General features: G+C 68.9%; 25 protein-coding genes, 2 tRNA genes and 1 other RNA gene. 7 read left to right on the forward strand and 21 right to left on the reverse strand.

Annotated features, from left to right (window positions below):
• Positions 1 to 17 precede the first annotated feature (17 nt).
• Positions 18 to 93, reverse strand: a tRNA-Lys gene (locus tag ASE44_RS05960).
• Between the two features lie 145 nt (positions 94 to 238).
• On the opposite strand from ASE44_RS05960, the gene ASE44_RS05965 reads away from it, so the two are divergent.
• Positions 239 to 1,042, forward strand: a complete 804-nt coding sequence (locus ASE44_RS05965; RefSeq protein WP_235522555.1) for an inositol monophosphatase family protein — start codon at positions 239 to 241, stop codon at positions 1,040 to 1,042.
• A 63-nt stretch (positions 1,043 to 1,105) separates the two neighbouring features.
• Complete coding sequence (locus ASE44_RS05970; protein ID WP_056007092.1) at positions 1,106 to 2,089, forward strand: DNA topoisomerase IB; 984 nt, start codon at positions 1,106 to 1,108, stop codon at positions 2,087 to 2,089.
• Here ASE44_RS05970 and ASE44_RS05975 read toward each other — a convergent pair.
• The 12 genes from ASE44_RS05975 to prfB form a co-directional block, all read right to left on the reverse strand.
• Positions 2,086 to 2,451 carry a hypothetical protein gene (locus ASE44_RS05975; protein ID WP_056778193.1) on the reverse strand — a complete coding sequence of 122 codons (366 nt, stop codon included), beginning with the start codon at positions 2,449 to 2,451 and terminating at the stop codon, positions 2,086 to 2,088. The two genes, ASE44_RS05970 and ASE44_RS05975, sit on opposite strands and share 4 nt — an antisense overlap.
• Before the next feature lie 15 nt (positions 2,452 to 2,466).
• Entirely contained in the window at positions 2,467 to 2,844 is a 378-nt protein-coding gene (gene mnhG, locus ASE44_RS05980; protein WP_056778195.1) for a monovalent cation/H(+) antiporter subunit G, read from the reverse strand.
• The gene (locus tag ASE44_RS05985; RefSeq protein WP_056007101.1) at positions 2,841 to 3,104 is read right to left on the reverse strand and encodes a monovalent cation/H+ antiporter complex subunit F; all 264 of its coding nucleotides are present in this window, start codon (positions 3,102 to 3,104) and stop codon (positions 2,841 to 2,843) included. Before ASE44_RS05985 ends, mnhG begins: the two co-directional genes overlap by 4 nt.
• Positions 3,104 to 3,673 carry a Na+/H+ antiporter subunit E gene (locus ASE44_RS05990; protein ID WP_056007104.1) on the reverse strand — a complete coding sequence of 190 codons (570 nt, stop codon included), beginning with the start codon at positions 3,671 to 3,673 and terminating at the stop codon, positions 3,104 to 3,106. The genes ASE44_RS05985 and ASE44_RS05990 overlap by 1 nt, the downstream gene beginning before the upstream one ends.
• Positions 3,673 to 5,241 (reverse strand): Na+/H+ antiporter subunit D, encoded by a 1,569-nt coding sequence (locus ASE44_RS05995; RefSeq protein ID WP_056007107.1) that lies wholly within the window; start codon positions 5,239 to 5,241, stop codon positions 3,673 to 3,675. Before ASE44_RS05995 ends, ASE44_RS05990 begins: the two co-directional genes overlap by 1 nt.
• On the reverse strand, positions 5,238 to 5,717 hold the full coding sequence (locus tag ASE44_RS06000) for an NADH-quinone oxidoreductase subunit K (protein WP_056007110.1): 480 nt from the start codon (positions 5,715 to 5,717) through the stop codon (positions 5,238 to 5,240). Before ASE44_RS06000 ends, ASE44_RS05995 begins: the two co-directional genes overlap by 4 nt.
• Positions 5,714 to 8,644 carry a Na+/H+ antiporter subunit A gene (locus ASE44_RS06005; RefSeq protein WP_056778199.1) on the reverse strand — a complete coding sequence of 977 codons (2,931 nt, stop codon included), beginning with the start codon at positions 8,642 to 8,644 and terminating at the stop codon, positions 5,714 to 5,716. The genes ASE44_RS06000 and ASE44_RS06005 overlap by 4 nt, the downstream gene beginning before the upstream one ends.
• 139 nt (positions 8,645 to 8,783) lie before the next feature.
• Positions 8,784 to 9,152: a transfer-messenger RNA gene (gene ssrA / locus ASE44_RS18170) on the reverse strand.
• A gap of 136 nt (positions 9,153 to 9,288) precedes the next feature.
• Positions 9,289 to 9,765 carry an SsrA-binding protein SmpB gene (gene smpB, locus ASE44_RS06010; protein ID WP_056007115.1) on the reverse strand — a complete coding sequence of 159 codons (477 nt, stop codon included), beginning with the start codon at positions 9,763 to 9,765 and terminating at the stop codon, positions 9,289 to 9,291.
• A 111-nt stretch (positions 9,766 to 9,876) separates the two neighbouring features.
• Entirely contained in the window at positions 9,877 to 10,791 is a 915-nt protein-coding gene (ftsX, locus tag ASE44_RS06015) for a permease-like cell division protein FtsX (protein ID WP_056007118.1), read from the reverse strand.
• A complete protein-coding gene (ftsE, locus tag ASE44_RS06020; protein ID WP_056778202.1) occupies positions 10,788 to 12,098 on the reverse strand; it encodes a cell division ATP-binding protein FtsE in 1,311 nt (436 codons plus the stop codon). Before ftsE ends, ftsX begins: the two co-directional genes overlap by 4 nt.
• Positions 12,099 to 12,198: 100 nt before the next feature.
• Positions 12,199 to 13,308, reverse strand: a complete 1,110-nt coding sequence (gene prfB / locus ASE44_RS06025) for a peptide chain release factor 2 (RefSeq protein ID WP_056007124.1) — start codon at positions 13,306 to 13,308, stop codon at positions 12,199 to 12,201.
• A gap of 46 nt (positions 13,309 to 13,354) precedes the next feature.
• Here prfB and ASE44_RS06030 point away from each other — a divergent pair, with 46 nt between their 5' ends.
• A complete protein-coding gene (locus ASE44_RS06030) occupies positions 13,355 to 14,623 on the forward strand; it encodes an MFS transporter (RefSeq protein WP_056778205.1) in 1,269 nt (422 codons plus the stop codon).
• A 24-nt stretch (positions 14,624 to 14,647) separates the two neighbouring features.
• Here ASE44_RS06030 and ASE44_RS06035 read toward each other — a convergent pair whose 3' ends face one another.
• The 7 genes from ASE44_RS06035 to ASE44_RS06065 are packed head-to-tail and all read right to left on the reverse strand — an operon-like array spanning position 14,648 to position 19,219.
• Positions 14,648 to 15,112 carry a hypothetical protein gene (locus ASE44_RS06035; RefSeq protein WP_056778207.1) on the reverse strand — a complete coding sequence of 155 codons (465 nt, stop codon included), beginning with the start codon at positions 15,110 to 15,112 and terminating at the stop codon, positions 14,648 to 14,650.
• A complete protein-coding gene (locus ASE44_RS06040; RefSeq protein ID WP_056778211.1) occupies positions 15,109 to 15,522 on the reverse strand; it encodes a hypothetical protein in 414 nt (137 codons plus the stop codon). Before ASE44_RS06040 ends, ASE44_RS06035 begins: the two co-directional genes overlap by 4 nt.
• A gap of 49 nt (positions 15,523 to 15,571) precedes the next feature.
• Positions 15,572 to 15,997 carry a TadE/TadG family type IV pilus assembly protein gene (locus tag ASE44_RS06045; protein ID WP_235522556.1) on the reverse strand — a complete coding sequence of 142 codons (426 nt, stop codon included), beginning with the start codon at positions 15,995 to 15,997 and terminating at the stop codon, positions 15,572 to 15,574.
• Positions 15,981 to 16,175, reverse strand: coding sequence for a hypothetical protein (locus ASE44_RS06050; protein WP_056007134.1), 195 nt, complete (start codon positions 16,173 to 16,175; stop codon positions 15,981 to 15,983). The genes ASE44_RS06045 and ASE44_RS06050 overlap by 17 nt, the downstream gene beginning before the upstream one ends.
• Before the next feature lie 13 nt (positions 16,176 to 16,188).
• Positions 16,189 to 17,127 (reverse strand): type II secretion system F family protein, encoded by a 939-nt coding sequence (locus ASE44_RS06055; protein ID WP_056778214.1) that lies wholly within the window; start codon positions 17,125 to 17,127, stop codon positions 16,189 to 16,191.
• Entirely contained in the window at positions 17,124 to 17,993 is an 870-nt protein-coding gene (locus tag ASE44_RS06060; protein WP_056778217.1) for a type II secretion system F family protein, read from the reverse strand. The genes ASE44_RS06055 and ASE44_RS06060 overlap by 4 nt, the downstream gene beginning before the upstream one ends.
• Positions 17,990 to 19,219: a CpaF family protein gene (locus ASE44_RS06065; RefSeq protein ID WP_056778219.1), complete on the reverse strand. Its 1,230-nt coding sequence runs from the start codon at positions 19,217 to 19,219 to the stop codon at positions 17,990 to 17,992. The genes ASE44_RS06060 and ASE44_RS06065 overlap by 4 nt, the downstream gene beginning before the upstream one ends.
• Positions 19,220 to 19,312: 93 nt before the next feature.
• On the opposite strand from ASE44_RS06065, the gene ASE44_RS06070 reads away from it, so the two are divergent.
• Entirely contained in the window at positions 19,313 to 19,705 is a 393-nt protein-coding gene (locus ASE44_RS06070) for a barstar family protein (RefSeq protein WP_157579810.1), read from the forward strand.
• 73 nt (positions 19,706 to 19,778) lie between these two features.
• Complete coding sequence (locus ASE44_RS06075) at positions 19,779 to 20,522, forward strand: NAD(P)H-hydrate epimerase (protein ID WP_056778221.1); 744 nt, start codon at positions 19,779 to 19,781, stop codon at positions 20,520 to 20,522.
• Between the two features lie 55 nt (positions 20,523 to 20,577).
• Here ASE44_RS06075 and ASE44_RS06080 read toward each other — a convergent pair whose 3' ends face one another.
• Entirely contained in the window at positions 20,578 to 22,491 is a 1,914-nt protein-coding gene (locus tag ASE44_RS06080; RefSeq protein WP_056778224.1) for an anthranilate synthase family protein, read from the reverse strand.
• A 255-nt stretch (positions 22,492 to 22,746) separates the two neighbouring features.
• Between ASE44_RS06080 and ASE44_RS06085 the strand changes: the two genes are divergently transcribed.
• Both ASE44_RS06085 and ASE44_RS06090 read left to right on the forward strand, forming a co-directional pair.
• Positions 22,747 to 22,828, forward strand: a tRNA-Leu gene (locus tag ASE44_RS06085).
• Between the two features lie 52 nt (positions 22,829 to 22,880).
• Positions 22,881 to 23,627, forward strand: a complete 747-nt coding sequence (locus ASE44_RS06090; protein WP_056778227.1) for a DedA family protein — start codon at positions 22,881 to 22,883, stop codon at positions 23,625 to 23,627.
• The last annotated feature ends 40 nt before the right edge of the window (positions 23,628 to 23,667 follow it).

Here is a 23,667-nt window from a genome sequence, read left to right on the forward strand (position 1 = left end):
ATGAGGCCGTCTCTGTGTGGTGCACCCCCCCGGACTTGAACCGGGAACCCACTGATTAAGAGTCAGTTGCTCTGCCAATTGAGCTAGAGGTGCGTGGTTTCGGAGTGTTCCGAACCGAGATATGACACTATCACCGAACCTGCTCCGGTGCGAAATCGAGCCCGTCGGCGTGTCGCGCGGACGGCCCCGCGCGTCCGCAGGTCCGAGGATCCGATCCGCGCGACCCTATCCTGGACTGGTGACCGACCACTCCCCAGCATCCTCTGCAGACCTCGAACTCGCCCTCCGGCTGGCCGACGCGGCGGACCGCATCGCCATGGACCGATTCGAGGCACGCGACCTCGAGATCTCGACCAAGCCGGACCGCTCGCACGTCACGGACGCCGACCTCGCCGTCGAACGGGCCATCCGCGGCATCCTCGAGACCGAACGGCCCGATGACGGGGTGTTCGGCGAGGAGTACGGTGCGCAGGGGCCGACGGACCGCCAGTGGATCATCGACCCGATCGACGGCACGGCGAACTTCCTCCGCGGCGTCCCCAACTGGGCGACGCTCATCTCCCTCGCCGTCGACGGGGTACCGGTCGTCGGTGTCGTCAGCGCACCGGCCATGCACGCCCGCTGGTGGGGCGCCATCGGGCACGGGGCATGGGGACTCCGGTTCGGCGAGGTCGAACCGCGCCGGCTCGCCGTCTCCGCGGTCGCAGACCTCGCCGATGCGTCGTTCAGCTTCCAGAGCATCGCGCAGTGGGCCTCCGTGGGGCGTATCCCCCAGCTCCTGGCCCTGTGCGGCTCGCTCTGGCGTGATCGCGCCATCGGCGACATGTGGCCCTACATGCTGCTCGCCGAGGGCTCGATCGACGCCGTGGCGGAGTTCGGGGTCCAGGAGTACGACCTCGGCGCTCACGTGCCCATCGTGCTGGAGGCCGGCGGACGCTTCACGGACATCGACGGCAACCGGTCCATCTCGACACGGAGCTCCCTCGCGACGAACGGGCGCCTGCACGACGCCTTCCTCGCCGAGCTGCCCCCGGTCGACTGACACGATCAGCGGGCACCGCGCAAGCCCGGCGAGCGGTCCGATGACGCGTCGTACGCTGAGCGGATGGTACGACTGAGGCGCAGTGACGTCAGCGGGCAGGGCATCCGACGGGTTCGCTCCGGACGCGGCTTCAGCTATCGCCTGCCCGACGGTTCCCTCCTCGAGGACCAGGAGATCCGTGCCCGTATCGACGGCCTCGTGATCCCGCCCGCCTGGAACGAGGTGTGGATCACCCCCTACGCGAACGGGCACATCCAGGCGACCGGCATCGACACGGCCGGCCGACGCCAGTACCTCTACCACCCCTCGTGGCGCGAACGACAGGACCGCAACAAGTTCGACCGGGCGCTGGCCCTCGCCGAGGCCCTCCCGGCGGCACGAGGACGGGTCACGCGCGACCTCAGACTCGAGGGCTACCCGCTGGCCCGGGTGTCGGCCGGGGCGTTCCGCATGCTCGACACGGGTTCGCTGCGCGTCGGCGGCGAACAGTACGCGGAGGCGAACGGGAGCCACGGCCTGTCGACCCTCGACGGCGCACACGCCCGGGTCAGCGGCGACACCGTCGCCCTGAAGTTCCCGGCCAAGAGCGGACAGCCCTGGGAGTCGGACATCGTGGACGCCGACCTCGCCTCACTCATCCGTTCCTTGAAACGGCGAGGCCCGCATGCCCGGCTCCTCGCCTGGAAGGACGGCAACCGGTGGAGGCACCTCCAGGCGAGCCAGATCAACGACTACGTCCGAGCGCAGACCAACGGTGCGTTCACGGCGAAGGACTTCCGCACCCTCCACGGCACCGTCGCAGCGGCCGAGAGCCTCGCGAAGGCCGGACCGGTCCGGAGCAAGACCGCGCGATCGAAGGTCGTCGCCCAGGCCATGCGGGATGCCGCAGCGGTCCTCGGCAACACCCCGGCGATCGCCAAATCGAGTTACGTCGACCCACGCGTCGTCGACCGCTACGCGCACGGCGAGACGATCCCGCCGGACGGCCGGGGCTCCCCTGAGCTGGCCCTGCGCGTCCTGCTCGTCGGAACGGACGACGGTTCCTAGTCCTCACCGTGTTCGTGGCTGCCGTCGCTGTCATGCGACAGTCGACCGCCAGCGAGGTGCCGCTCGACCTCCGATTCCGGGATGAGCTGCAGCCCGCGCGGCGAATGGGATGTCTCCGAGAGCACCTCGAGCCAGGCCCGATTGAGTTCCGGAGGCCGGCTGCCGAAGAAGCGGAACTGCAGCGGGATGCTCGAAGACAACCACAGCGAGCGCCGCCCGGAACCGTGTTCGGCGTCGTTCGCCCAGCTGAGGAAGAAGCCCTCCTGCCGACGGAGCTTCGCCCCGATCACGGCCTTGAGGTGTGCGAGCGCGCGGTCGTCGATCTCGTACTCGTCGCCGGATCCGTAGATGAGCATTCCCATGAGGACATTGTGCCGCTACTCGGGCGTATGTCCCGGATGTCGTTCCTCGCCGAGCTCTTCGCGTCCGGCGAGCTCGTCCCGGACGAGCAACGTCTCGTCGAAGTTCCCACTCCGGTACGCCGCGCGCGCGACCATGTGCGCCGAGATGGGGGCCGTCAGACTCTGGAAGACGATGATGGCGATGGCGATCGTGATCGTCCCGACCGTGGGACTGGACACGGCGACATCGGCCATGATGGCGATGAGCCCGAGGATCTGCGGTTTCGTCGCCGCGTGCAGTCGCGAGAGGACGTCGGGGAAGCGCAGGAGACCGACCCCGGCGGCGAAGCACATGATCGCCCCGACGATGACGAGCGCGCCGGTGACGATGTCGCGGATGAGATCGACGGTCATGCGTCGTCCTGCTTCGACATGAACCGCGCGACGCTCACCGAACCGACGATCGCGAACATCGCGAGCGCCAGGAGGACCGGCAGACCGTCGGTATGCCGGTTGACGGCCATCTCCGCCCCGATCGCGCACATCACGGTGGCGACCAGCACGTCGGATGCGATCACGCGGTCGAGGAGGCTGGGCCCGCGGATGATGCGGTAGACCGCGGCGAGGGCGGCGGCGGCGAACAGCACGGACACGACGATGACGACGACGAGCATCACGCACCCCTTCCGGTCGAGACGTGGTCGTGGTCATGGCGGAGCGCGTCCGCCTCGGTGCGCGAACCGATCGCGAGGATGAGACGCCGCTCCGTTCCGAGGACCTCGGCGACGACCTGCTCGATGTCGGAGTCGTCGTGCACGTTCAGGGCATGCAGGTAGAGCGTCGACGCGGTGCGGTCGAGGTCCACCACGATCGATCCGGGCACGATCGACACCGCTTCGGCCGTCCAACTCATGATGAGGTCGGACGAGGTCCGGAGACGCACCGCGATGAGGGCGTTGCTCGACCGGAAGGACGGACGGAGGACGAGCCAGGTGATCTCGGCGCTCGCGCGGACGATGTCGACGAGCAGGCGGCCGAGGAACACCGCGGTCCGCCAGACGTTGATACGACCGCTCAGCTCGACGGCAGGGAGGTAGAACAGGAACGAGACCAGGAGAGCGACCCCGAGCCCGGTCACGAGCGTGAGGAGGTCGAACATGCCCCAGAGGAGGCACCAGAGCAGCACCAGTCCCGCCGTCAGGAGGGCCTGGCTGACGAACGCGCGACGACGTGACGGTTGCATTACCTCAGGTGCTCCGTTCCGTCGGGGAAGACCGCGGTGATGTAGTTGTCCGGGTCTTCGATGTTCTCGGCGGCCCGCGTCGCGAGGCCGAACAACGGTCCGGCGAACACGGTGAGGGCGAGGGTCAGGGCGACCATGCCGGTCGTCGCGCCGATCATCGGGCGGGAGATGGTCTTGGTGTCGACCGACCCCGAGTCCTCCGGGCTCTCGGCGAGCTGGTCGAGGAGCGGCGACGAGTATCCGGCGACCTCGTCCTTGCCGCGCCAGAACCCCATGTTCCAGACCCGCGCCAGCGCGTAGAGGGTCAGGAGCGAGGTCGCAGCACCGGCCGCGATGAGGATGTAGGAGAGCGGGTCCCCCAGGGCGACACCGGCCTGGAAGAGGCCGATCTTGCCGAGGAACCCGGAGAACGGCGGGATGCCGCCGAGGTTCATCGCCCCGATGAAGAACAGCACCCCGACGATCGGCGAGGCCTTCAGGATCCCGCCGAGCCGGGAGATGGAGGTCGTCCCGCCGATCCGCTCGACGAGCCCGGTCGTGAGGAACAGGGTGGTCTGGACGACGATGTGATGGACGATGTAGTAGATCGTCGCAGCGGTGCCGGCGACCCCACCCACCGCGATGCCGAAGATCATGTACCCGATGTGGCTGACGAGCGTGAACGACAGCAGCCGTTTGATGTCCGCCTGTGCGACCGCGCCGAAGATCCCGATAAGCAGCGTCAGGAAGGCGATCACCATCAAGGGCGTCGCGAGCGGGACCTCCTTGAAGATGAGCGTGTCGGTGCGGATGATCGCGTACACACCGACCTTCGTCAGCAGGCCGGCGAAGACCGCGGTGACCGGCGCCGGTGCGGTCGGGTACGAGTCCGGGAGCCAAAACGAGAGCGGGAACACCGCCGCCTTCACCGCGAAGCCGAGCAGGAGGGCCGCGCAGAGGATCGCCTGGACCTCCATGGGTAGATCGCGGACGCGGTCGGCGACCAGGGCGATCGTGACCGTGCCCGTCGCGCCGTAGATGAGTGCGATCGCTGCGACGAAGAGGAGGGACGACATGAGGCTGATGACGATGTACGTCACGCCCGCACGGATCCGCGCGCCGGTCCCGCCCAAGGTGAGCAGCACGTAGCTGGATGCGAGCAGCATCTCGAACCCGACGTACATGTTGAAGAGGTCGCCGGCGACGAAGGCGTCGAACAGACCGGCCGCCAACACCAGGTAGGTGGGGTGGAAGATCGACACCGGGGTCTCGCGGTCGCCGTCGACGATGCCCTGACCGATGGCGAAGACGAGGACGCCGAGCAGCATGAGCGCCGCGATGAGCAGCATGATCGCCGACAGGCGGTCGACGACGAGGACGATGCCCCACGGCGGGGACCAGCCGCCCAGTTCGACCACGATGGTGCCGCTCTGGTCGACCGCTGCCAGGAGCACGGCGCTGATCACGGTCACCGCGGTGAGCGCGACGACGCTGATGAGGACCTGGGTCTTCCGGCGGTTGCGGAACATGAGCGCGACGGCGGAGCCGATCAGCGGGATCATGACCACCAGGGGCACGAGTGCGTTCATTCGCCCGCTCCCTTCCTGGCCGTGTTCCGATCGTCGCCGTGCTCGTTGCTCTCGTCGAGGACCCGTTGGATGGCCTCGTCGTCCAGGTCGACCTGGTTGAAGACCGCGTCCGTCGCCGCCTCCGTGTCGTCCGCGTGCTCGTCGCTGAGGGTGTCACCCTCGTCGCCGAGCTGCGCCAGCCACCAGGTCCGGTAGATCAGGGCGAGGATGAACGCCGTCACGCCGAAGTTGATGACGATGGCCGTCAGCATGAGCACCTGCGGCACCGGGTCGACCATGCGGTCGTCCGAAGCCGTCCCGGTGACGAGTGGCGCGGTACCGCTCGGTCCGCTCATGATCAGGATCAGGAGGTTCGTCGCGTTGCCGACGAGGACGAACCCGATGAGGAACCGCGTCAGGCTGCGTTCGAGCATGACGTAGACGCCCGTGCCGTACATGACGGCCATCAGGACGACGAGGGTGAGGGAGGCGCTCATCGTTCGACCTCACTCGCCGAGAACTCGTCCGTACTCTGCTCGTCGATGTCGGCTTCCTCCTGTTGACGGTCGACCTCGGCTCCGAGACTGCGCAGGATGTCGAGCGCGAGCCCGACGACCACGAGATAGACACCGATGTCGAAGATGCTCGACGTGCCGAAGGAGAGGTGGCCGAGGATCGGGACGTCGGCCGAGAAGTACGCGGATTGCAGGGCTTCCCCGCCGAAGAACAGCGACCCGACGGCGGTGCCGACCGCGAGGAGCAGGCCGACGCCGAGCACCTTGCCGGCGTCGATGGGAACCGCCTCCCCCAACTCGTACCGGCCACCGGCCAGGTACCGCATCACGAGCGCCAGTCCGGCGAGCAGGCCACCAGCGAACCCGCCACCCGGCTCGTTGTGTCCGACGAAGAGGAGGAAGATCGAGACGACGATCGCCGGGTGGAACAGGAGTCGGACGAGCACCTCGAGCAGGATCGAGCGGTTCGCTTCGGCGATGGCACGGCCGCCGATGAGCCACGAGTGGCGTCCGACGGCGTCGCGGGGAGCCTCCATCTCGCTGTCCGCCAGATGCGGGTCCGACACGACCTGCGAGCGCAGGCTGGGCGTCCGCCGGCGACGGGCGCCGCTCAAGCGCGGCACCTCTGCACCGCGCTGGGAGACGAACAACAGGCTGGCGATGCCGGTGGCGACGACGACGAGGACGGAGATCTCACCCATCGTGTCCCAGGCGCGGATGTCGACCAGCATGACGTTGACGATGTTCTTGCCGTGTCCCTCTTCGACCGCGAGGCGGGGCAGTTCGGTCGCGATGCTCTCCGCCTGGCGTGCGCCGAGGGCGATCACCCCGATGAGGCCCATGACGGCACCCGTCAGGGTCCCGATCACGACGCGGCGGGTCCGGTGGACCGGAGCGTTCCGCTGAGCGATCTTGGCGGGGAGCCGTCGGAGGACGAGGACGAAGACGACGATGGTGATGGTCTCCACCAGTGCCTGCGTGAGGGCGAGGTCGGGGGCGCCGTGCAGGGCGAACAAGGCCACGAGGCCGAAGCCCGTGACGCCCACGAGGAGGACCGCCGCCATGCGCTGCTTCGCCCTGGCCGCCGCGATCGCCGCGGTCGCCATGATGATGGCGATCGCCACCTGTGCCGGGTAGTCCCACAGGCGGACCTCGTCCGGCCAGGCCCGGCCGACGAGTGCGATCGTGCCGAGCGTCAGGACGAAGACCACGAGGATCGTGGACAGATACTGGACGAGCCCGCCGCGCTGCGCGAAGAGGGTGACCTTCGCCGAGAGCCGATCGATCCCCTGTGTCGCGGCCCAGTAGCCCTTCGACGAGTCGATGACCGACGGGAGGCGGTCCTGCAGTCGCGCGACCGGGAGACGCCAGCGGAAGAGCAGCAGACCGAGGAGCAAGACGACCGCCGAGATCCCGAGGGCGGGCTCGAAGCCGTGCCAGAGCGCGAGGTGGTATCCGCCCTCCCCCACCGAGTCCGCGTAGGGCGCGAGAACGGTGTCGATCGGGGTCGTCGCGAAGCCGAGCACGATGGTGGCGACCGCGAGGACACCGGGAGCGATCAGGATGCTGCCGGACTCCGCGTGCAGCTCGGTCGGTGCCGCGCCACGGCGGTCACCGAACGCGCCCCAGAGGAACCGAGCACTGTAGGCGACCGTCAGGACGGAACCGACGGCGGTCCCGATGATCGCGACCCACCCCCAGACGTCGCCCTCGAGTGCGCCCTCGAGCAACGAGGTGAACACGGCCTCCTTGGCGACGAAGCCGAAGAGTGGAGGAATGCCAGCCATCGATGCGACGGCGATCGCGGCGATCACGGCGAGGACCGGCGTCTGGCGCCCGACACCGGAGAGATGCCGCCAGTCGCGGGTCCCGGCCCGATGGTCGATGATCCCGACCACGAGGAACAGGGCGGCCTTGTAGATCGCGTGAGCGAGCAGCAGCGCCACCGCTGCCAACGCCGAGTCGCGCGTGCCGTAGCCGGAGACCACCATGAGGAACCCGAGCTGGCTGACGGTGCCGTACGCCAGGACGAGTTTGAGATCGTACTGACGGAGCGAACGCCAGGCTCCGGCCACCATCGTCAGGACGCCGAGACCGACGAGCATCGCATCCCAGCCCGGGGTGTCGGCGTACCCCGGCGCGAACCGCGCGACCAGGTAGATGCCGGCCTTCACCATCGCCGCCGCGTGGAGATAGGCGCTCACCGGCGTCGGGGCGGCCATCGCGGCTGGCAACCAGAAGTGGAAGGGGACGAGGGCGGACTTCGAGATCGCACCCACGAGGATCAGGAGGATCGCGACGGTGGTCGCCGGACCGGTGAGGCCCTGCTCCACGATCGAGGCGAGGGAGGTGCTCTGCGCCTGCACCGAGATCATGATGACGCCGACCAGCATCACGAGCCCGCCGAAGGTGGTCACCAGCAGCGCCTGCAGCGCCGCTCCACGGCTCTCCTTGCGATCGGTGTAGTGCCCGATCAGCAGGTAGGAGAGCACACTCGTGATCTCCCAGAACATGAACATCACGATGATGTCGTCGGCCGTGACCAGCCCGAACATCGTTCCTGCGAACGCGAAGAGGAACGCGGCGAACCGCCCGAGTCCGGGCTCGTCCGCTGAGAAGTACCGCGCGCAGTACACGAGGACGAGGGCGCCCACCCCGGTCACGACGAGGGCGAGCAACCAGGCGAGCGTGTCCATCCGGAACGACAGCGCGATGCTCAGCTGCGGGATCCACTCGATGGTCTCGACGACGGTGCCGCCGGACGACATCGTGGAGGTCTGGAAGAGCGTCCAGATGAATGCCGCCGCGGGAATACACGCGATGACGTAGAAGACCTTCGTCGACAGCACTCTCGTGAGTGTGGGCGTGGCGACGGCGATCGCAGCAAAAACAAGCAGGATTGTCGCCATGCAGGTCTCCCGGGTGGTGGCGGCCTCTGGACTCCCAGGCTAGCAGCCCGTCGGGGGCCGCCTGACCTCAAGCACGACGAAAGGCCCCCGCCGAAAGCGGAGGCCCGACGTCGAACCGACGGCGTGTGACAACGACCAGGTGTGGAGATGGGGGGAATTGAACCCCCGTCCACTGCTGTGATTCTGCGCCTTCTACGGGCGTATCCCTTAATGCGTTCTACTCGGCCCCGACCATTGACAAGGGCATCTTGGTCGACGGGCCCAGCCGAGGAAAAGTCCCGGATGACGTCGCGGCTCCGTCATCCAGCAAGTCCCCTAGATGACGCCAGGATCCGAGACGGGGACACGCTCGGTCTGACGGACTATCGGGCTCGCTTAAGCAGCGAGGGCGAAGTCAGTGCGCTTAGAGTTGGCACTTGTTGTTTTGCAGAGATCGTTAACGAGATAACCCTGCATCCTCGACCCGCTTCTCGCAGTTTCGCAGGCAATGTCGAAACCGATCATCCCCATGCGCTCAGCACCCCGTCGCCGAGGTGAAGAGGGTCGTTGTCACACGCTGTCGAGTTGTCAATCCACCGCGAGCGGTGAACGAGCACCTTCCGGTGCAGCTTTCAAGTGTACCGCGCGCCGGCGGTGGTGTCACCCTATTCGCCGAGTCGGTTCCTGGTGGCCATCGCGCGAGCCGCCTCGCGGGTGTCCTGCTTCTCGCGCAGGGCATGCCGCTTGTCGTACTCCTTCTTGCCCTTCGCCACGGCGATCTCGACCTTGGCCTTGCCGTCCTTGAAGTAGATCTTCAGTGGCACCAGCGTGAACCCACCCGGTGCGATCTTGTGCGCGATCTTGTCGATCTGCTCACGGTGCAGCAGCAGCTTGCGCTTGCGCCGCGGCGGGTGGTTCGTCCACGTCCCCTGGCCGTACTCGGGGATGTGCACCGCGTCGAGCCACGCCTCACGGCGGTCGATGAAGGCGTATCCGTCCACGAGCGACGCGCGACCGGCTCGCAGCGACTTCACCTCGGTACCCGTCAAGACCATGCCGGCCTCGTAGGTGTCCTCGATCGTGTAGTCGTGGCGGGCCTTGCGGTTCGTGGCCACGACGTTCTCGCCCCGTTCCCTCGGCACGGTGTACTCCTGACGTTCTGGTTCGGATCCATCGGAACGGACCGGCCGCGATCGCGGCAGCCTGTCAGTCTAACGCAGAGCGAGCGGCGCGGTGTCCGCACCGCTCCCCCACTAGACCTTGAGGTACCGCGAGATCGCGAAGTTGGCCGAGATCGCGGCCAACAGCACGCCGACGAGCAGCAGGATCGGCAACACCACGAAGGCGTCTCCGAGATCGACGAAGTTGACGTACCGCATGCGGTCCGCCAGGTATCCCTGGACGAACACCTGGACGATGGTGATCACCGCCCCGGCCGCGAGGACGGAGCCGATGAGTGCCGCGAACACGCCCTCGAGGATGAACGGTGTCTGGATGAACCGGTTCGAGGCGCCGACGAGCCGCATGATCCCGAGTTCCCGGCGTCTGGAGTAGGCCGACAGCCGGATCGTGGTCGCGATCAGGAGGGCTGCCGCGACGAGCATGAGCGCGGCGATCCCGATCGCGGTGTAACTGGCGATGTTCAGGACCGAGAAGATCTGGTCGAGATACTGGCGCTGATCCGTCACCTGCTCCACGCCCGCGACGCCGGAGAACGCCTCGACGAGCACGTCGGACTGCGAAGCGTCCTTCATGTTCACCCAGAACGTTTCAGGGAGCTGATCGGCGGTGACGAACTGCGCGATGTCGTTGCCCTTGAACTGCTCCTGGAAGTTGGTGAACGCCTGCGCCTGATCCTCGAAGTAGAACTTGTCGACGAACGGGGCGAGGGTCGACGACTCCAACGCGCTCTGCACGGCGGCGCGCTGTTCCTCCGTGGCCGCACCGGCGGCGCAGGTGTCGCCGGCACTGTCGGCGGTGCACAGGTAGATGGCGACCTGAGCGCGGTCGTACCAGTAGTTCTTCATCTGGCCGATCTGCATCTGCAGCAGCACGGCCGTTCCGACGAAGGTCAGGGAGATGAAGGTCACGAGCACGACGGAGACCACCATCGAGACGTTGCGGCGCAGGCCGTTCCAGACCTCGGACCAGATCAGTGCGAGTCTCACTTGGTCGGCCCCACGTTCTGCTCTCCGTCTTCAGAGCCGCGCGCGGCGGCGCGCAGGCCGAGCCGCTCGGCGAGCGACAGGTGTTCGACCTCGATCGGGTCGATCTCGTTGCGCGCCGGGAGCCCGATGGGTCCGGTGGCATTGCTCAGGCGTTGTGGTGGGGCGACCTCCGGGACCGTGGCCGCCGGCGGCAGGGCCGACTCCGCTTCCGGCGTCGACGCGTCGACCTCGGTCACATCCGTCACCGGTTCCTCGGCTCGCACGACCGGCGATTCCGGCTCGGCGACCGGCGTGACGGCCGGTTCCTCGATCGGGGTCGCGACGGAAACGCGGGTCGTCGACTCCTCGGTGTCGTTCTGGGGCGAGGAGTCGCGCGAGACCGCGTTGGACGCGGCCGTTGCGGCGGGAGCCGTCGACGTGGCGGCGGTGGCGGCGACCGCGGCGGCTGCCACGGCACTCGTCGTGGGCTCGGCGCTCGCTGCGACGGAGGACGTCGTGGTCGTCACCGGGACCGACGGGGTCTCTGCGACAGCCACCGCGGGCGTCGATGCAGTGACCGGCGCCTGCTGGGCGGACGGGGCGGCGGCCTTCGACGACCCTCGGACGAGCCCGGGGATGGCGGCGGTCGTGCCGTACCCACCGTGTCGTTCGTCACGGACGATCTGGCCGTCCTGCAGTTCGATCACCCGGCGCTGCATCTGGTCGACGAAGCCGGCCTCGTGGGTGGCCATGACGACGGTCGTACCACCGGCGTTGATGCGTTCGAGCAGCTGCATGATCCCCGCGCTGGTCGCCGGGTCGAGGTTGCCCGTCGGTTCGTCGGCGAGGAGGATCTGCGGCTTGTTCACGATCGCTCGGGCGATGGCGACACGCTGCTGCTCACCACCGGAGAGCTCGTGCGGGAGTCGCTGTGCCTTGCCGTCGAGACCGACCATCTTGAGGACGTCGGGGACGGCCTCCTGGACGAATCCGCGTGACTTGCCGATCACCTGCAGGGTGAAGGCGACGTTCTGGTAGACCGTCTTGCTCGGGAGCAGCCGGAAGTCCTGGAAGACGACACCCAGGCTGCGACGGAAGTACGGGACCTTGCGGTTCGAGATCGAACCCAGGTCGTGGCCGAGCACATGGATCTTGCCCTTGCTCGGCTTGTCCTCCTTCAGCATCAGGCGGAGGCAGCTCGACTTCCCGGATCCCGAAGCACCGACGAGGAAGATGAACTCTCCGCGAAGGATCTCGAAATCGACGTCGTTGAGGGCGGGACGCGAGGTTCCCGCATACTTCTTGGAGATGTGATCAAACCGAATCATGGCTCCTTGAGCTTAAGGAGCGGCGTGCCGATTACGGGCAGGACACGCCCGCGATCCGTACCCTGTACGAGGGCTGGGCGAACACTATGTCCGGGTCCGGCTACTCGGCTTTCGACATCGAACGCCACCGGATCCCGGCGGCGATGAATCCGTCGAGATCGCCGTCGAACACGGCTGCCGGGTTCCCCTGCTCGTGCTCCGTCCGCAGGTCCTTGACCATCTGGTACGGCGCGAGCACGTACGAGCGCATCTGGTCGCCCCAGCTCGCGGTGATGGTGCCGGCGAGCTCCTTCTTGGTGGCCGCCTCCTGCTCCTTCTGGATGAGGAGGAGTCGTGACTGGAGCACGCGCATGGCCGCGGCACGGTTCTGGATCTGGCTCTTCTCGTTCTGCATGGACACGACCGTGCCCGTCGGCAGGTGGGTGATCCGCACCGCGGAGTCGGTCGTGTTGACCGACTGACCGCCGGGGCCACTCGACCGGAAGACGTCGACCCGGATGTCCGACTCGGGGATCTCGACGATCTCCGTCTCCTCCATGAGCGGGATGACCTCGACGGCGGCGAAGCTGGTCTGTCGCTTTCCCGCAGCTCCGAACGGGCTCATGCGGACGAGCCGGTGCGTCCCGGCCTCGACGCTGAGGGTGCCGAAGGCGTACGGTGCGTCGACCTCGAAGGTGGCCGACTTGATCCCGGCCTCCTCCGCGTAGCTCGTGTCCATGACGGTGACCGGGTACTTGTGCTGCTCAGCCCATCGCAGGTACATGCGAAAGAGCATGTCGGCGAAGTCGGCCGCGTCGACACCGCCGGCGCCCGCACGGATGGTGACGACGGCCGGACGCGGGTCGTACTCGCCGCTCAACAGGGTCTGGACCTCGAGATCGCCGAGCACCTTCTGGAGGCTGATGAGCTCCTGGCGGGCTTCCTCGGCCGACTCCTCGTCCTCGGCGTCCGTGGCGAGCTCGATGAGCACCTCGAGGTCGTCGAGACGGTTCGCGATGCTCGTGATCCGGGCGAGCTCGGACTGACGGTGGCTGAGCGCACTCGTCACCTTCTGCGCGTTGGTGGTGTCGTCCCAGAGATCCTGGGCACCCGCCTGCTCGCTCAGCGTCGCGATCTCGGCTTCGAGACGGTCGACGCCGACGACGCTGCGGATGTCGTCGAAGGTCGAGCGGAGGGTACTGATCTGTGTGGAGAGGTCCAAGTCAAACATTTGGGATCAGCCTACCGCGCAGTGCCGCGGGCGTACGATCGAGCAGATGACTTCCGAAGAACGCCCGTTCAACCTGCGCTCCGTCGCAGTCGCGGTCTTCCTCCCCACCCTCCTGTTCTCGATCGGCGAGGGTGCGATCATCCCGATCATCCCCGCTGTGGCGGGGAACCTCGGCGCGACGCTGGCCGTCGCCGGTGTCATCTCGTCGCTCATCATGCTCGGGGAGCTCGTCGGCGACGTGCCGTCGGGGTGGATCGTCAGCCGGATCGGCGAACGCTTCGCGATGATGTGGGCCGCCCTGCTCGCCGTCGTCGGTGTCGCGACCGCGGCGATCTCACCGAACCCGTTCGTCCTCGCGCTCGGGATCTTCTGCATCGGCCTCGCGACGGCGGTGTTCGGCCTCGCGCGGCATGCCTTCATGACGACGTACGTGCCGATCCGCTACCGCGCGAGGGCCCTCTCCTCGCTGGGCGGGGTCTTCCGCGCCGGCACCTTCATCGGCCCGTTCCTGGCCGCAGGCGTCATCCACCTGACCGGCACCTCGCAGGCGGCGTTCTGGGTCATGGTCGTGTGCTGCGTCGGGTCCGCGGTGACGCTGCTGGTGCTCCCCGACCCGGCCGAGATGTTCGGTCGGCCGAGCCCTACCCGAGGCCCGGAGGGCGAAGCCCGGACCGAGGGTGAGGAGCTCGCGGCAGCGGAGTCGAGCGGGCTGCTCGCGGCGATCCGCGCCCACGGCGTCGTCCTCACGCGGATGGGGACCACCGCCGCGCTCGTCGGGGCCATGCGGTCGTGCCGTGCCGTGCTCCTCCCCCTGTGGTCGGTGAGCATCGGCCTGTCCGAGACCGAGACGGCACTCATCATCGGCGTCGTCGGAGCGGTCGAGTTCGCGTTGTTCTACGCCAGCGGGCAGATCATGGACCGTTGGGGCCGGATCTGGACGGCCGTCCCCTCGATGATCGGTCTGGGCTCGGGGTTCATCATCCTGGCGTTCACGCACGACCTCGACAGCGCCGCAGTCTGGTTCATCGCCGTCGCTCTGGTGCTCGCACTCTCGAACGGTCTCGGCAGCGGAATCCTCATGACCCTCGGATCGGACCTCGCGCCGCCGGACCGCCCGGCGCCGTTCCTCGGTGCCTACCGCTTCCTCGGAGACGCCGGCACCGCCGCCGCTCCGCTGGCGATGTCCGGGATCACCGCGGCCGCATCGATCTCCCTCGCCGCGGGCACCATCGGCGGTGTCGGGCTGATCGGCGCGTTCCTCCTGTTCCGGTTCATCCCCCGCTTCATCGACCGCGGCTCTCGGCCCTTCCCCTGATCGGTAGCGAGCCGTTCGGCGTGGTCACCAGAACACGCTGCGGGCGCTCGCCGTCGCCTCGATCCGCACACCCGTCGGCACGAACAGCGTCAGCATCGGTGGACGCCACTCGGATGCCAACGAGACCTCAGCGCCCCGTCCGTCCGGAGTGACGGCCTCGAGGATCTCGACGCCGGTGAGCGTACCTGGGCCCTCGGCGGCCAGTGTCGCGCGGGCGCTCGACGCAACGGCGGCGTCGTCGAGGACCGGCCGGAACGAGCCGTCGGGCAGCATGACGACGTCGTCGATCGAGAACGACTCGGCAGCCGTGGCGGCCAGTCGATCGGCGAGCCCGAGGAGGCGCTTGTGCTCGACGTACAGGGAGGTCGCGGCGATCCCGACGAGCACGACCGCGAGCGTCACCGCGGCGAAGCCGATCGTCAGGAGGATGGTGGATCCGTCGTCGGTGCGGAGGTCGCGGCCGGCCGGGCCCGATCGCGGGCCCGTCATCCCGCCTCACCGTCGCGGTCGTCAAATCGTGAGATCGGCGCCGTCGCGGATCCGGACACCGGCACCGCCGCCCACGACCCGACGACGTCGGGCATGAGCGGCAGAGCCACCAGGATGTCGATCCTCACGCTGACGGATCCAGCCCGTTGGCCGCACGGCAGGCCGGCTGGCAGGCAGCCGAGCTGCGCCGAAGCCGCCGATCGGTCGAGCCCGAAGTCGGCCAGCGCGAGTGCGAGTGCATCGTCCGCACGAGTCCGACCCGTGGAGTCGTCCGGTGCCCGTGCGTACGCTTTCGCCGCCTGCACGGCGGCACCGTCTGCCGCCAGCACCGCCGCCTGGATCTCCGAGAGCGCCACGATGAGGTAGACCAACGGGACGAGCAGGACCAGGCCGACGGTGATGAACTCCAACGAAGCCGAACCATCGTCGTCCCGCGCGCCCGCCGATCCGCCGGTCCGGTCACTCGAGCGTCTCCAGCACCGCACGGCCCTCCACCTCCAACGCGCCCGGGAGACCGAGGAGTCCGATGACGGGCAGCGGAGCACGGACGGTCACGGTGACGACGCCGACGCCACCACGATCGGTAAGCGACGCCCGGATGTCGCCTGTGTAGGCCTCCCCCACCGCCACGGCGACGAGATGCCGTGTCCGGTCGGCACCGTCGAGCAGTTCGGTGTCGGCCAGGGCTCCGAGACGGGCTCCCTCGGCGGCAGCGTCGATCAGGGTGTTCCGCACGTGCAACGCGAGGGCGAGCTGCACCACGGACATCATCAGGATCGTCAGCATCGCACCGACGAACACGAACTCGGCGACGGCTGAACCGTCCTCGTCCTGAGCGCACCGGCGACGCAGGCGTCCTCCGCCGGACTCAGATACCGGAGACACGCTCGATGGCCTGCTCGAACACCTGCGTGAGCGCCGGGCCGGCGACACCCCAGATCAGGAGGACGAGCCCCGCCGTCATGAGGGTGATGAGCACCCAACCGGGCACATCGCCGCGGTCCTCGTCGAGGAGGGCCCGGCCTCGGTCGCGGAGGCGTTGCGGGAGGAGGGGGGAGGACATGTGGGACCTTTCGTTAGAAGCCGGTGCGGAGCACGAAGACTCCGGGGAAGACGGCGATGATGATGGACAAGGGAAGGATCAGGAAGACGAGGGGCACGAGCATCGCGACCTCCTTCTTCCCGGCGGACTCCAGCAGGCGGCGTTTGGCGGTGTCGCGTCCGTCGTGCGCGTGGTCGAGGAGCACCGCGGCGACGGGGGTGCCGCGTTCTAGCGCCCCGAGGATCTGGTCCACGCACCGGGAGAGCGTCGGCATCGCGAGTCTGGCCTCGAACTGACGGAACGACTGCGCGAACGGGATCCCCGTCGAGACCTCTGCCATGACCTGCCGGAACTCGTTCCCCAGTTCACCGCTGGAACCGATCCGTGCGACGCGGTCCATCGCGTCGGTGATCGCCTCGCCGGCGGCGAGGCTCAGGCTGAGGAACTCGAGGACCGTCGGGAGTTCCTCCTCGATGCGCGCCAGCCGGCGGCGGGCGGTGAGGTTGAGCAGCTGGTCGCGCAGGACGATGCCCGCGACCGCGCCCAGCGCGGGCATCGCCGCAGCGAACGGGAGCGGGAGTCGACCGCCGCTGAACGCGAGCACGGCAAGCGCCGCTCCGATGGCGAAGCCCCCGAGCCCCCACAGCAGTTGCATCAGTCGGTAGCGCTCCAGCGTGGGACCTCCGGCCTGCCCGAGTCTGCGGACGACGAGTTCCTGGTCCGCTCCGACAAGGCCGAGCAGCCAGCGCAGAGCGCGGAGGACCGGGACCAGCAGCGTTCCGATCACCGGCAACGGGTCCGTCGAACGTCGTGCCGCCCGCTGCCGGGCATCGCTGGAGAGGTCGACCAGATAGGGCGCGATGCGGTCCGCCAGCCGAGGCCTGCCGAGCGCGGGGAGCAGCATCGCGAGTGCCCACAGGCCGATGCCCAGCGTCGCGCCGAGACAGAGCGCCCAGGCGCCGTCGGCGCTCATCGGAACCACCGTCGTTCGGGTTGCAGGCGACCCACGCGGAGCATGGCCTGGTAGGCGAGCGCCGAGACGACGACGCCCGCGATGATCAGGACCGCGCCCTCGCGCGAGTTGTAGGCCGCCGAGGTCTCCGGCCGGGAGGAGAGCAGCAGGAGGATCGCCCACGGCGCGGCGACACCGAGCCGGGCCGCGTTGACGACCCAGGATTGGCGCGCCTCGGCCTCGGCACGGATCGCCGACTCCTCGCGCAGACCGGCGGACAGCGCTCGCAGCACCGCTGGGAGCTCCGTGCCGCCGACGTCGCGCGCCATCCTGACCGTCTCGAGGATGCGGTCGGCGACGGGGTCCGCGAGTGCGGTCTTGAGGTCGTCGAGGCCGTCCGCGAATCGCCCTGCGGCCCGGTAGTCGGCGCTGAACGCCGCGAAGGCTGGGCGGAGCGGCGCTGGTCCGACGGTGTCGAGCGCGGCGACGGCGTCCGGGAGCGAGAGTCCCGACCGGATGGCGGACAGCAGGTGGTCGACGACGTCGGGCCAGAGCCCGCGTTGCAGGCGTCGACGGGCGGCGGCGCGGGCGCGCAGCACGATCACCGGTGCGACGAGTCCCGCGACGGCGACGACCGCGCTGAGCGGCATGACCCGACAGAGACCCTGCACGACGGCACCCGACACCAGACCGGCGAGCACGGCGACCACGAGGGTGGCGGCCCAATACCGGCCGGGGAGCCCGGCCAGGATGAGGAGCTCCCGAAGGGCAGCGACGGGACGCCACCGCTCGAGCCTCGCCCGCAGCGGCTCGGGTTCAGGCCACCACCAGGGCGCCAGGGTGAGGAGCAGCCCGGCCGCGAGCAGCGCGCCGACGACGAGACTCATCGCTCGCCGGCAGTGAGGATCGAGGCGAGCGAGATGCCTGCCGACCGGTACTTGTCGTCGCGGAGCGGGAACCGCCCGGTCGCGCGCAACTCGCCGTCGCGGTGTTCGAACAGCGTGGAGGCTTCGATCGTGTGGGATTCCCCGCTCCCGCCCACCGCGATGATCTCGGCCACCCTCCGACGACCGGTGCGGTCGAGCTCGCAGTGCACGACCAGGTCGACGCAGGACGCCACGGCTGGTCGGACGAACCCGGAGTCGATGTTGCGCCCGGCGAGCAGCGGCAGGGTGCAGAGCTTGCCGATCGCGTCGCGAGCGGAGTTCGCGTGGATGCTGCAGAGTCCGGGCAGCCCGCTGTTGAGGGCGATCAGGAGGTCGAGGCTCTCCGCCTCGCGGACCTCCCCGACGACGATGCGATCGGGCCGCATTCGCAGGGCCTCTTTGATGAGGCGCCGGAGGGTGATCTCCCCCGTCCCTTCGAGACTGGCTTGTCGGCACTGCATCGCGACGACGTCCCGATTGCCCGGCGCGAGCTCGAAGGTCTCCTCCACGGTGACGATCCGGAGGGCGGGATCGAGTGCCGCGATGAGCGCGCCGAGCATGGTGGTCTTCCCCGCCTGCGTCGCCCCGGACACCAGCAGGTTGGCACCGGCGATCATGCTGGCCCGCAGGAACTCCGCGGCCTGATAACTGATCGATCCGGCGGCGACGAGCTGACCGAGGTCGCGGATCCGCGCGGAGAACTTGCGGATGTTGATCGACATGTGGCGCCGGGTGACGTCCGGGATGACGACGTGCAACCGGGACCCGTCCGGCAGCGACGCGTCGACGAACGGGTTGGCCAGATCGACCCGACGTCCGGTCGCTCGGAGCATCCGTTCCACGAGGTCGCGGACGTCGCCCTCGCCGAGCATGACGTCGGTGAGCTCCGACACCCCGGAACGTGCCACGAACACCTTGGTCGGCTCGTTGATCCAGATCTCCTCGACGCTCGGGTCGTCCAGCAGGGGCTGGATCGCCCCGAAGCCGGTTACCGCGGCGAGCACCTCACTCGTCATGCCGTGCTCGTCGTCGATGAGCGGTGTGGCGTCGTTCAACGCGTGCTCGTTGTACCGACGCACCTCTTCACGGGCGATCCGCCCTGCTCCACCGCGCCGGCTCGGTTCACCGAACTCCTCGCGCACCCGGTCGCGCACGCGCGCCGTGATGATCTCAGCCGCTGTCCCCATGCCGCCATCCTGACGAACACCGGCCGCAGCTCGCAGAAGTTATCCACAGCACCACCGCCCCGGGTGTCCGGGGCCGCTCGGTAGGCTCGGATCGTGCCGACCACCTTCCACATCGACGGGTCCGAGATCCACGACATCGCCTCGTTCTACGACGTGATGAACGCCCTGCTCATGCGGGATGAGGACTGGGATCTCGGCCCGAGCCTCGACGCCCTCGACGACGTCCTGTACGGCGGGATCGGTGCGCTCCGCGATCTCGACGAGGTCCGCTTCGTCTGGACCGGGCACGAACGCAGTCGCGCCGCGCTCGGCGTCGCGGCCACCCGTGCCTGGCTGCAGGAGAAGGTCGACCGAGGCGCTCCGTTCGACACCGACCGCCTCACTGCGCAGCTGCACGACCTCGACACGGGTCGTGGGACGACGTACTTCGAGCTGATCCTCGAGGTCTTCGCCGGCCACCCTGGGCTCAGGCTCGACCTCGCCTGAACGGACGCCTGGTCGCGCACGAGCCGACCGCAACCGCTTGCGGCCGCTCACGCGAGCGGGAAGAGTGGGCGCCATGATGAACGGCTACACCGCAGACCAGGTCCGAGCCGCAGAGGCACCACTCCTGGAGGCCGGGGAACCGCTCATGGCGCGAGCCGCCCACGGCCTCGCTGAAGAGCTGCGGGCCGTCCTGGCGGAGCGCGCGGCGGAACTCGACGGCACCGTGCCGGACGCCTGGAGGATCCTCCTGCTCGTGGGATCAGGCGACAACGGCGGGGACGCCCTGTTCGCCGCCGCTGAACTGGCCGGCTCGGAGGGCCCCGAAGGGGTACCGCTCGACCTCGTCGTCGCACGCACCGGCGACCACGCACACGAGGCCGGCTACGCCGCCGCCGTCGAGGCCGGCGTGCGCTTCCTCGTCAACTCCCCCGCCGAACCGGACGACGCCGCTGACGAGGCGAAGGGTGCGGCGCTCGTGGTGGACGCGGTCTTCGGCATCGGAGCGAGCCGGAACCCGAGCCTCCGCGGCGCACCCAAGGCGATCGTCGAGGCCGTCCTCCCGGTCGTGCAGAGCGCCGGCGGGCCCACGGTGGTGGCCGTGGACGTCCCGAGCGGCATCGACCCCGACGAGGGAAGCGTGCCCGAGGGCGCCGTCCTCCCGGCCGAGGTCACGGTCACCTTCGGCGCGGTGAAGGCCGGACTCCTCATCCCACCCGGCTCCGCCTACGCGGGAGACGTGCGGCTGATCGACATCGGCCTCGGGCCACAGCTCGCGGGCGTCACCCCGTTCACGATGCTCGACCAGGCCGACGCCTGACACCGCCTCGAGGAGTCATCCCCAGGCGGTCGCGGAGCGCGGCGTCGGGACGCGGTCAGGCGTCGACCGGCGCAGCCGACACCCCTGACGCCACGCCGGCGAGCGCGTGCCCTGCGAGCGAACCGAGGGTGCGGAGCCCGTCCCTGGACAGCACCGATTCCAGGTGTCCCTGCACCGAGGCGAACCCGCGACCGCGCATGGCGAAGACGTCGCCGGAGACGGGGTCCGCGGCGATCTCGACCCCGCCCACCGGCGCATCTCCCGAGGAGCGGGCCGTGAAGGTGTTGTAGAACCCGATCAACGACTGCTCGCCGAAGAGGTCGAGGTCGAGTTGCAGCCCCTGGCGAGGAGCGTCGAGGCGGGCGATCGGCAGGCCGAGCTGGATCGCCAGCACCTGGTGGCTCAGGCACACCGCGAGGAGGGGGGCACCGGCCGCGAGGCGTGCTGACACGATCTCGTGGAGGCGGCGGACCCGGGGCTCGGCGAGGTCGAGCGGGTCGCCTGGTCCGGGTCCGGCGACGAGCAGGTCGGCGTCCAAGCGCGAGTCGTTCACCGTCGACCAGTGCTCGACGTCGACGGTCATGCCGAAGTGGCGAAGTTGGTGGGCGAGCATCGCGGTGAACTCGTCCTCGGCGTCGACGATGATCGCGGAACGGCCGGACAACGGACCGGTCGGCGCCGCGTGCTGGGGCTGCAACCAGAAGGGTGCGAGCCGCTCGTTGCGGGCCCGAAGCGCCTCCTCGACCCCCGGCTCGGCGGCGAGGTCGACCGTCGGGCCGAGCTCGGGCGGAGCCATGACGCCGAGCGCCGTGAGCACACCGGCCGCCTTCGCAGCCGTCTCGGCCACCTCGGAGACGGGATCCGAATGCCGGACCAGCGTCGCCCCGGCGGGGACCCGGACGAGCCCTGCGTCGTCGAGGTAGGCCGTGCGGATGAGGATCGGGGCGTCGAGTTCGTAGTCGCCGTCGTCCATCGGGGTGAACAGCGCGAGGACGCCCGAATAATAACCGCGCGGGTTGCGCTCGTGTCGGGCGATGACGGCGCAGGCGTTCTGCATGGGCGACCCCGTGACCGTCGGCGCGAACATCGTCAGCCGCAGCACCTCCCGGACGTCGAGGTCGCTCGTTCCGGCCAGCAGGTACTCGGTGTGCGTGAGGCGCGACATCTGCTTGACGTAGGGCCCGAGGATGCGTCCGCCGGATGCACAGACCCGGCTCATCATCTTCATCTCCTCGTCGACGACCATGAAGAGTTCCTCGGTCTCCTTGACGTCACCCAGGAACGCGCGGAACTCGTCGCCGGTCGCGCCGGAGCGCGGGTGGCGGAACGTCCCGCTGATGGGGTTCATCGTCACGGTCCGCTCGCCCGTCGACGCGTCGCGGGAGACGGCGACGTGCCGCTCAGGCGTCGCGCCGGCCATCGAGACCCCCGGCGTGTGCACGGCGAACGTCCAGTAGGCTCCGGTCTCCCCCGAGAGGAGCGCCCGCAACCAGGCGAGGACCGCGCGCTCGGCGGGCACCTCGGTCGTCGCGGTGAACTCGCGGCGGATGACGAAGTTCGCGCCTTCACCGCGGCCGATCTCATCCTCGATCACGCGGCGGACGATCGCCGCGTAGTCCTCGTCGGAGACGTCGAACCCGCCGTCGAGCAGCGGGACCACGTCGATCGGCAGCCGGTCGAGCAACTCGCCGAGGGCGACCGACTCCCGTTCCTCGACAACGAGGCATCGCAGCGGCGCGCCGTCGTCCATCGCTGCGAAGCCGCGCTCACGCACCTGTCGGTACGGCACGAGGGTGAGGACCTCCGGTCGGCGTGCGTCGCCGGCCGCTCCGAGCGGGATGTCGGCGAGCGAGTCGACGTCGACGACGTCGCCGGTGTAAAGGTCGACGGTGTCGCTGCCGTGGCGGCGGATCACCGCGAACGGGAAGTCGGGGCCGGCGTGCAGCACGCGGTTGAGCAGGGTGGTCATGGTGGTGTCCTCAGGCTGGGACCGATCCGACAGGGCCTCCGAACGAGAACGACCGCCCTGTCAGGCGGTCGAGTCGTCGTGTGTGCACGTGCGCGGTCCGCCTAGGAGGCGGGCCACCAGCTCGTTGCACACGTCGTTCGCATGGAGCCGAGCATACACGGCGCGGCACCGGCTCTGCTGGGCGTCGGAGCGTCCGCCGCGGCGCCACGAAGCACAGGACGTTCCCGACCTCGCTCCCGTAGACTGAGCCGAGCCGCGGGAGTGGTGGAATTGGCAGACACGCAGGATTTAGGTTCCTGTGCTTTCGAGCGTGAGGGTTCAAGTCCCTTCTCCCGCACGCGACACCGTCGTACGCCGTTCCATCCCTCCCCCGACAGCAGGAGCTCCGCATGGTCCACACCGCCCTCATCCCCTGGCTCGACCCGGAGGGCATCATCACGGCCGTCGGTCCGTGGGCCCTGGTCGTCGTGTGCGCGATCGTCTTCGCCGAGACCGGCCTCCTCGTCGGGTTCCTCCTGCCCGGAGACACCCTCCTCGTCATCACCGGCCTCCTCGCGTTCGGATCCGCGCGCGTCATCGAGATCGACATCTGGTGGGTCTGCCTCGCCATCGGATTCGCGGCGTTCCTCGGAGGCGAGGTCGGCTATCTGATCGGACACAAACTCGGGCCGAAGGTCTTCGAGCGCAAGGAGTCCGGCCTCTTCAGCATCAAGAACGTCGAGCGTACGAACGCCTTCTTCGAGCGCTTCGGCGCCCTCGCGGTCATCCTGGCCCGCTTCGTCCCGATCGTCCGGACCTTCGCGCCGGTCGCCGCGGGCATCGGGCACATGAACTACAAGAAGTACTCGCTCTACAACCTCATCGGCGCGTTGATCTGGGGCGCCGGTCTGACGTTCTTCGGCTATCTCCTCGGCTACATCCCGCCGGTCGCCACCTTCGTGCAGAACTACATCGACGTCATCCTCATCGGCGCGGTCGTCCTCACCCTCATCCCGACCACGTGGCACTACATCCAGTCGAGCCGGAAGGCGAAGGCGCTCCAGGGCACCATCTCCGAAGAGGAGCGTCGCGCGGCGGCCTCCAAGCTGGCCGACCAGGACGTCTTCAACCGCGACCGCGGCAACGACCCGGCCTGATCACCGGCGGCACCGCCCGCCCGCTACCGCGGCCACCGCG

Source organism: Plantibacter sp. Leaf1 (assembly GCF_001421315.1).
In the GTDB taxonomy this organism is placed as follows: domain Bacteria; phylum Actinomycetota; class Actinomycetes; order Actinomycetales; family Microbacteriaceae; genus Plantibacter.